This is a genomic window from Tenacibaculum sp. IMCC1, from assembly GCF_054906355.1.
This window is the reverse complement of record NZ_CM142818.1, coordinates 386,381-400,651: the sequence shown is the minus strand read 5'-3', so window position 1 is coordinate 400,651 and position 14,271 is coordinate 386,381. Positions and strand designations below refer to the sequence as shown.

Genomic DNA, 14,271 nt, shown 5'->3' with positions numbered 1-14,271 from the left:
TAAACTACAACTTGTGCAATCGGGGTATTTTTCATACTTTGCAGAGCCCAAAAATTTGAACATATGTCGATTGAAATTACACGTCTTTTTGATTTTCCTTATTATCAACAAGAAAACTATAATTTAGATAACACATTTACCACAAAATACAACGGTAAATGGCAATCTATTTCAACCAATGAATATATTAAACAAGCCAATGCTATAAGTAGAGGTTTGTTACGATTAGGAGTACAACCTAATGATAAAATTGCTGTAATTTCAACAAATAATAGAACTGAATGGAATGTTTGTGATATTGGAATATTACAAACAGGAGCTCAAAACGTTCCTATCTATCCAACTATCTCTAAAGAAGACTACGAATATATTTTAAATCACTCAGAAGCTACTTATTGCTTCGTTTCTGATGAAACTATTCTAGAAAAACTAAACCAAATAAAAGCAAATACTCAACTTAAAGAAATATTTACTTTTGACGATATAACTGACGAAAAAAGCTGGAAAGAGGTTTTAAAATTAGGAGAAGACGAAAGTAATCAAAATGAAGTTGAAGAACGTAAAAATGTTATTACAACTAACAATTTAGCAACCCTAATTTATACTTCTGGTACTACTGGACGCCCTAAAGGCGTTATGCTTAGTCATAAGAACATTGTGTCAAATGTTTTAAGTAGTGAGAAAAGAGTACCATTAGTATATGGACAAGGTCGTGCATTGAGTTTCTTACCTGTGTGCCATATTTTTGAACGTATGCTTCTATACCTATATCAATACTGTGGTATCTCTATTTATTTTGCTGAAGCTATTGATAAATTGAGTGAAAATGCTCAAGAGGTTAAACCGCATGTAATGACCGCGGTTCCTAGATTGTATGAAAAAATTTATGATAAAATTTATGCCAAAGGAGCCGACTTAACAGGAATTAAAAAGAAATTGTTCTTTTGGGCTATTGAGTTAGGTTTACAATACGAACCTTATGGAGCTAACGGATGGTGGTATGAAAAGAAACTAAATATTGCTAGAAAACTTATTTTCTCTAAATGGCAAGCTGCTTTAGGTGGAGAATTAAAAATAATGGTTTCGGGTTCTGCCGCGTTACAACCACGTTTAACTAGAGTATTTACAGCTGCTGGAATGCCGGTAATGGAAGGTTATGGTCTTACCGAAACTTCACCTGTAATTGCTGTAAACGATATGCGTAATGGAGGTTTTAAATTAGGAACTGTAGGTCGATTAATTGATGGTGTTGAGGTTAAAATAGCCGATAATGGAGAAATTTTAGTAAAAGGACCAAATGTAATGCAAGGATATTATAAAGATCCTGAAAAAACTGCTGAAGCTTTACAAAACGGATACTTCCATACAGGTGATAAAGGTGAATTATGTGAAGATGGTTTCTTAAAAATAACTGGACGTACCAAAGAAATGTTTAAAACCTCAGGTGGTAAATACATTATTCCACCATTACTAGAAGGTCAATTAAAACAATCTCGCTTTATTGAGCAAGTAATGGTTATTGGTGAAGGTGAAAAAATGGCTGCTGCATTTATTCAACCAAATTTTGAATTTGTTCGTGAATGGGCAATTAGGCACAATATAACTGTTGGAGATAATAAAGACTTGGTAAATAACCCTAAAGTAATAGAGCGTATTCAAGAAGAAGTAGATTACGCCAATACTAAGTTTGGTAAATGGGAAACTATTAAAAAGTTTGAGTTAACCGAAGAAGAATGGTCTATTGACGGAGGACAGCTTACTCCTACCATGAAAATGAAACGAAACATTATTAAAGAAATGTATAAAGACTTATACGATAAAATTTATAGAGATTAATCGTTTAAAGTGTTGTGAAAGCAACACTTTTTCTTTTTATTATGACCAAAATTATTTCTTTTTCTTCGGATGTTTCTACTATTGAAATACCTAAAAAATTCGATTATCCTTATAATTATTCACCTCATACTCTAGCAAAAATAGCTGCTAAAGAACTACAAGAATATTTAACAAATCAAACTGATTTTTCGCACAACTTTGGAATTAAAAACCCTAAGGATACTAACTCACTAGGAAAAATGTTTGGAGTCTTAGTTGTGCAAGATCAAAATGGAACCTTAGGTTATTTAGCTGCATTTTCTGGTAAACTAGCTGAAAGCACACAACACAAACATTTTGTGCCCCCTGTATTTGATGTTTTAAATAAAAACGAATTCTATCTTACAACAGAAGAACGACTTAATGAGTTAACCCATAAAATAGCAAGTCTAGAAAGTTCCTCTGGTTTTATTGATGCAAAAAAAGCATATCAAAAAACACAACAACTGCACAAAAAGCTTTTAGCTGATGAGCAATCAAAAATTAAACAACGAAGAAAACTTAGAAAAAAACTAGGGCAACAAAACAATCAGTTAAATATAAATGAAGAGTTTTACTTGCGTGAATATGAAGTGTATTTAAACGATAAAATAGCGGCATCAAAAAAAACGTATCAAGAAAAGCAACATCAAGCTCAGGAGTTAAAACAACAGCGCACAAACCTTTCAGCTTGGACACAACAAGAAATATTTAAAAAGTATGCGTTTCTTAACTATCAAGGAGAAACTAAAAACTTATTAGATATTTTTACAGACTCCACTCAAAACATTCCTGCTGGTGCTGGTGATTGTTGCGCTCCTAAATTACTTCAATATGCATACAATCATCAATTAAAACCTATTTGTATGGCTGAATTTTGGTGGGGAAAACCTTTAAAAACTTCCATAAGAAAACATCAATATTTTTATCCTGCGTGTACTGGTAAATGCAAGCCTATTCTAACGCATATGTTACGAGGAATGACTGTAGAAGAAAATCCGTTAGTTACTCTATTAAAGGAAGAAAAAGAAATTACAATTATTTATGAAGATTCAGATTTGTTAGTCATCAACAAACCACATGAATTATTATCAGTAGCTGGAAAAGAAATAAAAGACTCTGTATTTAGTCGTATTCAAAAATTATATCCAAAAGCAACAGGTCCGTTAGTAGTACATAGGTTAGACATGTCAACTTCTGGAATTCTCTTAGTTGCTAAAAATGAAGAAACTTATAAAGCTTTGCAAGCACAATTTGTTCATAAAACTATACAAAAACGCTATGTGGCTTTATTAGATAGTGTTTTAAAAGAAGATAAAGGAAAAATCGATTTACCACTTAGAGTAGACTTAAACGATCGCCCTAAACAACTTGTGTGTTACCAACACGGAAAAGAAGCATTAACTACTTGGGAAAAAGTTGAAGTTCTAAACAACAAAACAAAAGTATACTTTTATCCTATAACTGGACGCACGCATCAATTACGTGTGCATGCTGCACATAATTTGGGACTAAACACTCCTATTGTAGGTGATGATTTATACGGAAACAAAGCAGATAGATTGTATTTACATGCTGAAAAAATCACATTTGTACATCCTACTTCAAAAAAACAAGTAAGCTTTACTGCTCCCGCACCTTTTTAATCGCAGGGTGATGCCAAAAAATTCCTTAAACTTATTAAAATAGTTTTGAAGTAGTATTTGTGTAGTTAATATTGTACTCAATTTTATACTACATATTTTGTCTTTTTAAGTGTACTTAAAATAACAAACGAGGCTAAAAAGAAAATAGCTAAACACAACACACTCCATTGCATAGAACCTGTAATCCAATTTAGTGTTCCATATACAGCAGTTCCTAAAACAATGGCTATTTTTTCAGTAACATCATAAAAACTAAAATACGTAGCATGATCTTCTGTTTCTGGCAATAATTTAGAATAGGTAGAACGTGTTAAGGTTTGAATAGCCCCTTGTACCAACCCCAGTAAACCACCTAGTCCATAAAAGTAAATAGCTACATTTTCTTGAGATTTATCTAACATGAAAGCACAAAAACAAACTAACATCCATACTACAATAGTTACTTTTAAAGCTGTTATATTCCCCCATTTTTCTGAAAACCTTGAAAATAAAATCGCTCCTAAAATTGCTACTATTTGTACTAATAAAATGGTAATTATTAAACTTGTAGACGACAAACCTAATTCTGAAGAACCAAAAATAGCAGCCATTAAAATAATAGTTTGTACACTAATACTTAACAAAAAGAAAGAAATTAAAAAACGTTTTAAAGTTGGATAGTTTAATACTTCTTTTATCACTATTTGTAACTCTTTGTACCCTTTCCATATATAATCTTTTTCAGGCTTTTTATTATACACATTACCAGGTAATCGTTTAAAGGTTATTTGAGCAAAGCCTAACCACCATAAACCTACCATGACAAAAGAAATTCTAGATGCCATTCCTGCACTAATTTCTAGAGTTTCTGGGAACATAATCATCGCCAAATTGATGAGTAATAAAATTACAGAACCTACATAACCATATACAAAACCTTTGGCACTGGCTCTATCTTGTTGTTCAGGATGGGCTACTTCGGGTAAATAAGCATTATAAAACACCAAACTTGCCCAAAAGCCAATACTTGCTAAAACAGTAAATAAAATACCTATCCATACAGTATCAATTCCATCAAAAAAGTACAAACTCATTACCGATAATGCTCCTAGGGTACAGAAAAACTTCATAAACTTTTTCTTACTTCCTGTATAATCTGCAATACCCGATAATATTGGAGAAATAAAAGCCACTACTAAAAACGAAAAAGACAATGCATAACTATATAAACTATCTGGATGCTCCCAGTCCATTCCTAAAAAGCTTACAATTTTACCTTCTGTTACTCCGCTGTAATACAACGGAAAAACAGCTGTGCTAATTACCAATGAATATACTGAGTTGGCCCAATCGTAAAATGCCCATCCGTTAATTAGCTTCTTATCTCCTATTTTATACATATAAATTCTAATAAAAAAAACCGCTCATATAACATGAACGGTTTGCAATATACTATAATTTATCAATCTTATTTACTCGTAGGCACGTTGTATTTTGCTGCTAACTTTTTAGCTTCTGGTAAAAAGTTTCTTAACGTCTGAATACGAGTTTGATTAGATGGGTGTGTACTCATAAACTCTGGAGGAGCTCCTCCGCCTGAGCGTTCACTCATTCGTACCCATACTTCAGCAGCTTCTTCTCCTTCATATCCTGCCATAATCATAAAAACTAACCCTAACTTATCTGCTTCGGTTTCATGTTCCCTACTAAATGGTAACATTACTCCTACTTGAGTTCCTAAACCATACGCCATATTCCACATTTCAGCATTTTTGCTATTTTGAGTACCTAAGGCTAGAGCAACTCCTCCTAATTGTTGTAATTGACCTGTAGACATACGTTCTTGTCCGTGTTTTGCAAATGCATGAGCAACCTCGTGCCCCATTACTGCAGCTACTCCATCTTCGTTAGCACAAATAGGCATAATTCCTGTATAAAACACCACTTTTCCACCAGGTAAACACCAAGCGTTAACTGTTTTATCTTCTACTAAATTAAACTCCCATTCATAAGCATTTGCTTCGGCAGTCATTCCATTAGCACGCATAAAACGATCTACTGCTGCTGAAATATTTTTTCCTACTCGTTTTATTTGATTTGTTTTAGCAGTATTAGTAGATAGTTTATTCTCTTCTAAAAACCCTTTGTATTGTGCAAAACTTGCAGGTAAGATTTGAGCATCGTTTACAAAGTTTAATCTTTTTCTTCCCGTAATTGGCACAGTACTACACGCTACTAAAAAAGCAGCTAAAAATGTTAGGGCTATAATTTTTTTCATTGTTTAATAGTTTAAAATTCTATGTTCTTGGTTGTATCTTTTATGACACGAAATTAACTTATTTGTCACAAACTTGATAATATATTATGTCTTTAAAGCTACAAATTCTATCTTTATCTTAAAAACTAATTCATGAATTTTACGCATTCAAAAACAGCTTTACCAAGTATTAAAATACCTAAACCTGTCATCCTTTCAGCTAAGACTTTACAGTTTATATCTACTAACAAAGCAGCTAAGTTTGGTACAAGGCTTTTTACAACTCCTGTTAACTTTCCTATTCCTAAGAGAGAAAAAGTAATGTTAGAGAGTGCTCAAAAGAAAACAATAAATGTGCCATCCATCTCAAAAGACATTCAAGTATTATCATATGGTTATTCAACTAAAAAAGTATTATGGGTACATGGTTGGGCAGGAAGAAGTACTCAATTATATATGATTGCTGACAAACTCTTGGAAAAAGGCTACATGGTTATTTCTTTTGACGGACCTGCGCATGGAAAGTCTACAGGAAAAACTACCGAAATGCCAGAGTTCTTAGAAACCATTACTGAACTCAACAAACAATTTGGACCTTTTGATGCTGCTATAGGACACTCGTTTGGCGGTGTATGCTTGTATAACGCTCTTTCAGAAAATTTTGCTGTAAACAAATTGGTTACTGTTGGTGCTGCTGATAAAATATCAGATGTTATTTTAAACTTTACTAAAAACTTACAAGTAAAACCAGTTATAGCTCATAAAATGAAACGCTTATTTGATAAAAAATGGCAACGAGATATTGATATACACTCCTCTAGCGTAAAAGCTAAAGATGTAAAAATACCTACTTTAGTTGTTCATGATTCATTTGATGGCGATGTTGATGTAAGTTGTGCAATAGCAATACGTCAAAACTTACAGAATGGAAAACTTTTAATTACGAAAGGCTTAGGACACACCAGAATTCTTCGTAACTCAAAAGTTGCTTCCAAAATTGTTGATTTTATAAGTAAAGAACCATGAGAAAATTAGTTGTTTTATTCCTTTTAGCAATAACAGTTAGTACTACTGTAAATGCTCAAAACAAGAAAAAGTACGCGGTAAACAAAACCAACAGTGAGTGGAAAAAGTTATTAACTCCAAAACAGTACTATGTACTTAGAGAAGCGGGTACAGAACGACCTAACTCAAGTCCTTTAAACTTTAACAAAAAAGAAGGAACTTATGTATGTGCAGCCTGTAAAACCCCATTATATAAATCTGAAAACAAATACGATTCAGGTAGTGGATGGCCTTCTTTTGATAGAGCCATTAAAGGAAATGTAGAGCTTGATACAGATTATAAACTAGGATATGCTCGAACAGAATTAAAATGTAATACTTGTGGCGGACATTTAGGACACTCTTTTAATGATGGACCTAAAAAAACTACTGGTAAACGTCACTGCATTAATGGAGTTGCTTTAGAGTTCATTCCTAATAAATAAAATTGTAAATTAAGGCTGGTTTTAACCAGTCTTTTTTATTAGCACCATCAAAGAATTTAATACCAGAGGCTTGCCTCAAAAATCAAGAACTTTTTTCCCGTAAATGCCTCGTGAGCTTGCCCCGAGGTAGTTTACTAAAAAATTATACCATGCAAAACTCTTATTTAGAAAGTGTAAAAAAACAAATAACCTACTATAAAAGTTTAGGCGATAAAACTTTTAATCAACTTACCCAAGAAGCGCTATTTTACCAATACAATCAAGAAAGCAACTCTATTGCGGTAATTGCAAAGCATATTGCGGGTAATATGTTATCTCGTTGGACTAACTTTTTTACTGAAGATGGAGAAAAATCGTGGAGAAATAGAGATGATGAGTTTATAAATACTTTTACAACCAAAGAAGAAATGATTGCCTATTGGGAAAAAGGTTGGGATTGTTTTTTAAACACTATTAACTCTTTAGAAGAAACTGATTTAGAAAAAATCATCTACATAAGAAACCAAGGGCATACAGTAACCGAAGCAATAAACCGTCAAATTTGCCATTATCCGTATCACATTGGGCAAATTGTATTTTTAGGCAAAATGCTACAAAACGAAAAATGGGTATCGCTATCCATTCCTAAAAATGCCTCTAAAAACTTCAATCAAGAAAAATTCAGTCAAGAGAAAAGTCGCAAACATTTTACGGATGATTTATAGTATTTACTCCTCTTGTTACCAATACAAAAACTAAAAAAAGTGACTACTACTCTTACTAATTATTAAAAATCGGACACTTTTATACAATAATGCAGAAAAAATCTACTAACAAATTGCTAAAAACTAACAACTAATAACTAAATTTGTGCCTCTAAAAAATGAAGCCGATACATGTTTAATAATTTAAGCGAAAAGTTAGATAAGGCGTTACATACGCTGAAAGGACACGGAAAAATTACCGAAGTTAACGTTGCAGAAACTTTAAAAGAAGTTCGTAGAGCTTTATTAGATGCCGATGTTAACTTTAAAATAGCTAAGAATTTTACCAAAACAGTAAAAGAAAAAGCCTTAGGTCAAGACGTATTAACAACGTTAAACCCTGGGCAACTAATGGTAAAATTAGTTAAGGATGAATTAACCGAATTAATGGGTGGTGATACCGTTGGTATTAACTTAGGTGGTTCACCTACTGTAATTTTAATGTCTGGTTTACAAGGTTCGGGTAAAACAACCTTTTCAGGTAAGCTAGCTAACTATCTTAAAACTAAGAAAACTAAACAAGTTTTATTAGTAGGATGTGACGTATATCGTCCTGCCGCAATTAACCAGTTACGTGTTGTTGGAGAGCAGATAGGTGTTGAAGTATACGCTGAGGAAGGAAATCAAAATCCTGTAGAAATTTCTCAAAATGCTATTAAGCATGCAAAAGCAAACGGTAAAAACGTGGTGATTATTGATACCGCGGGTCGTTTAGCTGTTGATGAAGAAATGATGACAGAAATTTCTAACATTCACAAAGCTGTAAGCCCACAAGAAACTTTATTTGTGGTAGACTCTATGACAGGGCAAGATGCTGTAAATACTGCCAAAGCCTTTAATGATGTATTAAATTTTGACGGAGTTGTTTTAACTAAGTTAGATGGTGATACTCGTGGTGGAGCTGCTTTATCTATTAAATCGGTAGTAGACAAGCCTATTAAATTTATAGGTACGGGTGAAAAAATGGATGCAATTGATGTATTCCACCCTAGTCGTATGGCTGATCGTATTTTAGGAATGGGAGACGTTGTTTCGTTAGTAGAGCGTGCCCAAGAACAATACGATGAAGAAGAAGCTAGAAAATTACAAAAGAAGATTGCTAAAAATCAGTTTGGTTTTGATGATTTCTTAAATCAAATCAATCAAATCAAAAAGATGGGTAGCATGAAAGATTTAGTAGGTATGATTCCTGGTGCTGGTAAGGCTTTAAAAGATGTTGATATTGACGACGATGCTTTTAAAGGAATTGAAGCTATTATACACTCTATGACTCCTGAAGAAAGAAGTACGCCTTCTGTTATAAATGCGAGTCGTAAAAAACGAATTGCCAAAGGTTCCGGAACTTCGGTACAAGAAGTTAACCAGTTGATGAAGCAATTCGACCAAATGAGCAAAATGATGAAGATGATGCAAGGTGGTGGCGGAAGAAAAATGATGCAAATGATGAAAGGCATGAGATAATATAAAAAAAAGAGAAGTTTTGTCGACTTCTCTTTTTTCTTTTTTGATTAACAACAACACACTGAATAACACACAACAACACACACAAATGATTTTACTAGACGGTAAAAAGACATCAGCAGACATTAAAGAAGAAATTGCTTTAGAAGTAGCAGCATTAAAAGCAAACGATAAAAAAACACCGCATTTAGCAGCGATTATCGTAGGTAATGACGGAGCAAGTTTAACCTATGTAAATGCAAAAGTAAAGGCATGCGAACGTGTAGGTTTTGAATCTACTTTACTTCGTCTTCCTGAAGATACTACTGAAGAAGAACTATTAAACGAAATTGCTATTTTAAATATAGATAATGATATTGATGGTTTTATAGTACAACTACCCCTACCCGATCATATTGACGAACAAAAGGTATTAATGGCTATAAACCCTGATAAAGATGTAGACGGTTTCCACCCTATGAATGTTGGTAAGTTAGCTCTAAACTTACCTACGTATATTTCTGCAACTCCTTTCGGAATTTTAGAATTGTTAGACCGTTATAATATTGAAACCTCGGGTAAAGATGTAGTAGTTATTGGTCGTAGTCATATTGTAGGAAGCCCAATGAGTATTTTACTATCTCAAAAAAGAAAAGTAGGAAATGCAACGGTTACTTTAACACATAGTAGAACAAAAAACTTAAAAGAGGTTACTAAAAGAGCAGATATTATTATAGCTGCTATTGGTATTCCTGAGTTTTTAAAAGGTGACATGGTAAAAGACGATGTAGTAATTATTGATGTAGGAATTACTCGTGTTGCTGATCCTTCTAAGAAAAGAGGATTTAGATTAGTAGGTGATGTTGCTTTCAACGAAGTAGCAGAAAAAGCATCGCACATTACACCCGTACCGGGTGGTGTAGGTCCTATGACGATTGCAATGCTATTAAAAAACACTTTATTAGCTTGCGAACGTAGACAAGAAAAAGCTTAATAAAACAACTTTATATATAATTGAAAAGACTGCCTGAGGGCGGTCTTTTTTGTTATATAAACTCGTGTTAAACAACAAAAACAGTAATAATTGTAATAATAACAATTTATTCCATACTAATTATTAAAACTAAATTATTTTAAACATGGATTATTATTACATATTACTATTAGTTATAGCAGCTTTTTTATCTATTAAAGGAGAAAAGAAAACAAACAGAAAAAAACTTTTTATTTGGATTTATATAGTTTTAATAGGTGTTGCACTTATGTATAACTTTGGAGAATCTATTGGACAAATGATTTACAAAATAACAAGTACTTAATACATATTAAAACTCCTAAATTTGATAGTATAAATGTTTGTTAGATATGTTATTTATTTACATAATGGAAGTGATTTTTAGGTTATTTACTATAAATTGTTGTATACTAAGAACTATCAATTAGTTTTGCACGAAGCTTATACGAACACAAACGCGGTAGTGTACTTATGTAACTACTAGTAATAACCAAATTACCTCTTATTTTAGGTCAACATTTTAATACACAAACTCTTCATCGTTAATTATCTTTCTTACTATATTAGCCAACACTAAAACACCAAAAAATGTAAAAAGTATACTCATACTTCTTTTAGGTTGTTTTAGAATATTAAAAGTATATATATAAATAAGTAACATCCCTTTGAAAAAACAAATTTGTATTAAAAACTAATGAGTTTTATAAGTAGATTTGTATTCAAGAAGAAAATAGAAATGAGCGAATATAACTTACAATTCATATCTGATAAAGATTTATACAAACACGTTTCAAAAACAGTCCAAGCATATAGTTTTGAAATGGATTTAAAAAAATTCAATAAAAATTTAATAGACCCAATTAAGCTAACATTTGACTCTATTGTTTATGAACAAAGTTATGAGGATACAATTGAAAATGAAGTTTTAAGACAATTAGATAAGACAAATTCAAATCTTATTGGGTATTTTCATCAAAATATATTTGAATATTTTTCAGATGATTGGGATGTCCCTAGTCAAGGTTATGATATAGAAAACAAAAAAGAAAAAATTTTTGTAGAAATGAAGAATAAACACAACACTATGAATTCTTCCTCAAGTGCAAAAACTTATATGCGTTTTCAAAATACCATACTACAAGACAGAGATGCTAAATGTTTTTTAGTGGAGATAATTGCTAAAAACAGTCAAAATATTCCTTGGGTAGTAACATTAGACAAGGTAAAACAACCGACAAATGAAAGTATTAGAAGAGTTTCTATTGATAAATTTTATGAGATTGTTACAAAAGATAAATTTGCTTTTCAAAAACTTTGTTACATTCTACCAACAGTAATCAAAGATGTTGTTGATGATTTAAAATCAAGGAATAAGAAAAATACTGTTTTTAAAGAATTAAAGAATTTATCATCTGATTTATTAACTAGTATCTATCTTCTATCATTCAAAAAGTATGAAGGGTTCAATAAATTTAAATTTTAAACTATGGAATTATTGGATGAATATGAAGTAAGTAATTTATTAGACGTTCCATTAAGCCGTCTTAACTCTTGGGCAAATAATGGTAAATTATATCCTTCCAAACTAAACGGTGTCAAATATTACGATAAAAAAAATCTTTATAAATTTGAAATAGCCAATGAGATTTTTAATTCGGACTGGGATAATTTCATTAAAATAAAACCTAATAAAAGCTATACTTCAATTGAATTATTTGCAGGTGCTGGCGGTATGGCATTAGGAATGGAAAAAGCGGGAATCGAACATGTTTTACTTAATGAGTTTGAAAAAAATGCTTGTAAAACTTTACGATATAATCGTCCAAAATGGAATGTAATTGAGGATGATATCCAAAATTTAAATTTTTCAGAATATAAAGGTAAAATTGACATCGTTACAGGTGGTTTCCCTTGTCAAGCATTTTCAAGTGCGGGGAAAAAACTTGGGTTTGAAGATACAAGAGGAACTTTATTCTTTGACTTTGCAAGGTGTATTAATGAAGTACAACCTAAAATTTTTATAGGAGAAAATGTTAAAGGGCTTTTAAAACATGACAAAGGAAAAACGATTGAAGTAATAAAACAATCAATCAAAGATATTGGTTACACTTTAATTGAACCAAGAATATTAAAAGCAATGTATTATAAAGTACCTCAAAAAAGAGAAAGATTAATACTTGTTGGAGTTAGAAATGATTTAGCTCATAATCTTGAAAAGTTTAAATTCCCCGAGAAATACCCTAAAGTTTTGACAGTTGCAGACGCTTTTAAAAAAGGTGAACTATACAATAGAAAAGTTCCAAAAAGTGAAGGTGTTGTTTATCCTCAAAGAAAACGTGAAATTATGGAAGAGGTTCCTGAAGGCGGTTATTGGAGAGATTTATCTGATGAACTTCAAAGGGAATATATGGGAGGAAGCTATTTTTTAGGTGGTGGTAAAACTGGTTTAGCAAGAAGGTTATCAATGAAAAAACCATCCTTAACATTAGTTTGTTCACCAGCAATGAAACAAACTGAAAGATGTCATCCAATAGAAACAAGACCTTTAACCATTAGAGAAAGTGCAAGAATCCAAACCTTCCCAGATAATTGGAAATTTCAAGGAGCAAAAGGACAACAATATAAACAGATTGGAAATGCTGTTCCTGTAAATCTTGCTTATGCATTAGGATTAAGTGTAGTTGACTTTTTAAATAAAATAGAATAAAAACTACATACAACTGTAATAACGTATACAGAAAATAGCAGTTTAAGTACTTAAAAAAGAATAATGAGGTAAAGGTTAATTATAATAAAAACCGAAAAGTTAGTACTTTAAATCTGCTACTATTCTTATACAACACACTTCACACTACTTCCCCCTCCTAACACGCAACTTCTTTACCTCTTCAATGGTAAGACCTGTGGAGTCTGCTATGGTATCAGTATCAACACCTTTTCTCTTTAAGGACTTGGCAATTTCAATTGCTTTATTCTTTTCAGCAATTTCTGAAGCCTCTTTTTTAAGACGCTGTTCCAGTACATATTTAGGAACATATTTGGTGCTTTTTGCTAACTCTTGTAAAAGCCCAACATCAGCAAAACTCAAATAACTTTTATCAGAAATAATTAAATGATCTATTACATGTGTATTTACTATAATACCTACTTGTATTAACCTATCTGTTAGGTTTTTGTCATTTTCTGACGGAGTTAACTCACCACTTGGGTGATTATGACATAATATTATTTTTACAGCTCTTTTTTGCAATGCAAGACTAAAAACTTCCATGGGTTCTACCAAAGTAGCATTAATAGTACCTAAGCTTATTAACTCAATAAAAAGAATACGGTTGTTGTTAGCTAAACCAATTACCCAAAAGTGTTCACGGTTTTGGTCTATCTTACTTTCACGAAGTAATATTTTTTGCATTATTCCGTAGATATCATCGGAATTTAAGATTTTTATCTTCTCTTGTTCTGTCAATTTTATGTCCATATCGTAAAAATAGGATTTTTTCAAAGATAGCTTATATAGTTTTTATAGAAAGTAGTTTTTTTTAGCATACGTTGTTCTTTCATTTTTTATAGCTTAAAACAACATTTGTTACCTATTAAACCTGAATTATAAGGAGACACTGTTTATTTAAATTTCAATTTATAAAGTACTATTAAGCTTGATATGTATAATGGAAATGTCTTTTCGTACCTAATACGAAAGACATTTAGTGCTTAGTAGAAGTGACATTTGGTGCCTAATGGAAAAGTCTTGATAATAAATAAGCCCAACAAGTTCGTTTCTTAACTTATCAGGCTTTAAATGGTTGTTTTCTTATAGTATGCCACAGTAACAATAAAAATAGCTTAT

13 protein-coding genes are annotated in these 14,271 nt (G+C 31.8%); 10 read left to right on the top strand and 3 right to left on the bottom strand.

Annotation, left to right across the window (positions count from 1 at the left end):
* Positions 1–63 precede the first annotated feature (63 nt).
* Both ACXIHB_RS01910 and ACXIHB_RS01905 read left to right on the top strand, forming a co-directional pair.
* Complete coding sequence (locus ACXIHB_RS01910; RefSeq protein WP_462098769.1) at positions 64–1,836, top strand: AMP-dependent synthetase/ligase; 1,773 nt, start codon at positions 64–66, stop codon at positions 1,834–1,836.
* Between the two features lie 41 nt (positions 1,837–1,877).
* Positions 1,878–3,500: an RluA family pseudouridine synthase gene (locus tag ACXIHB_RS01905; RefSeq protein ID WP_462098768.1), complete on the top strand. Its 1,623-nt coding sequence runs from the start codon at positions 1,878–1,880 to the stop codon at positions 3,498–3,500.
* Positions 3,501–3,583: 83 nt separating this feature from the next.
* Here ACXIHB_RS01905 and ACXIHB_RS01900 read toward each other — a convergent pair whose 3' ends face one another.
* Positions 3,584–4,879, bottom strand: coding sequence for an MFS transporter (locus tag ACXIHB_RS01900; protein WP_253680307.1), 1,296 nt, complete (start codon positions 4,877–4,879; stop codon positions 3,584–3,586).
* Positions 4,880–4,947: 68 nt separating this feature from the next.
* On the bottom strand, positions 4,948–5,757 hold the full coding sequence (locus ACXIHB_RS01895) for a M48 family metallopeptidase (RefSeq protein WP_437824540.1): 810 nt from the start codon (positions 5,755–5,757) through the stop codon (positions 4,948–4,950).
* Positions 5,758–5,889: 132 nt separating this feature from the next.
* Between ACXIHB_RS01895 and ACXIHB_RS01890 the strand changes: the two genes are divergently transcribed.
* From ACXIHB_RS01890 to ACXIHB_RS01855, 8 genes are all read left to right on the top strand, one after another.
* Positions 5,890–6,762: an alpha/beta hydrolase gene (locus ACXIHB_RS01890; protein WP_462098767.1), complete on the top strand. Its 873-nt coding sequence runs from the start codon at positions 5,890–5,892 to the stop codon at positions 6,760–6,762.
* A complete protein-coding gene (msrB, locus tag ACXIHB_RS01885; protein ID WP_349264847.1) occupies positions 6,759–7,226 on the top strand; it encodes a peptide-methionine (R)-S-oxide reductase MsrB in 468 nt (155 codons plus the stop codon). Before ACXIHB_RS01890 ends, msrB begins: the two co-directional genes overlap by 4 nt.
* A 149-nt stretch (positions 7,227–7,375) precedes the next feature.
* A complete protein-coding gene (locus ACXIHB_RS01880) occupies positions 7,376–7,930 on the top strand; it encodes a DUF1572 family protein (RefSeq protein ID WP_159616684.1) in 555 nt (184 codons plus the stop codon).
* 171 nt (positions 7,931–8,101) lie between these two features.
* Positions 8,102–9,430: a signal recognition particle protein gene (gene ffh, locus ACXIHB_RS01875; RefSeq protein WP_073182820.1), complete on the top strand. Its 1,329-nt coding sequence runs from the start codon at positions 8,102–8,104 to the stop codon at positions 9,428–9,430.
* An 88-nt stretch (positions 9,431–9,518) separates the two neighbouring features.
* Positions 9,519–10,403: a bifunctional methylenetetrahydrofolate dehydrogenase/methenyltetrahydrofolate cyclohydrolase FolD gene (folD, locus tag ACXIHB_RS01870; protein WP_239179565.1), complete on the top strand. Its 885-nt coding sequence runs from the start codon at positions 9,519–9,521 to the stop codon at positions 10,401–10,403.
* A gap of 145 nt (positions 10,404–10,548) precedes the next feature.
* Entirely contained in the window at positions 10,549–10,728 is a 180-nt protein-coding gene (locus ACXIHB_RS01865; protein ID WP_047787850.1) for a hypothetical protein, read from the top strand.
* Positions 10,729–11,118: 390 nt separating this feature from the next.
* Entirely contained in the window at positions 11,119–11,907 is a 789-nt protein-coding gene (locus ACXIHB_RS01860) for an Eco47II family restriction endonuclease (RefSeq protein ID WP_239179564.1), read from the top strand.
* A 3-nt stretch (positions 11,908–11,910) separates the two neighbouring features.
* Entirely contained in the window at positions 11,911–13,131 is a 1,221-nt protein-coding gene (locus ACXIHB_RS01855; protein WP_239179563.1) for a DNA cytosine methyltransferase, read from the top strand.
* A gap of 144 nt (positions 13,132–13,275) precedes the next feature.
* On the opposite strand, the gene ACXIHB_RS01850 is transcribed toward ACXIHB_RS01855, so the two are convergent.
* A complete protein-coding gene (locus ACXIHB_RS01850; protein WP_462098766.1) occupies positions 13,276–13,902 on the bottom strand; it encodes a JAB domain-containing protein in 627 nt (208 codons plus the stop codon).
* Between the last annotated feature and the right edge of the window lie 369 nt (positions 13,903–14,271).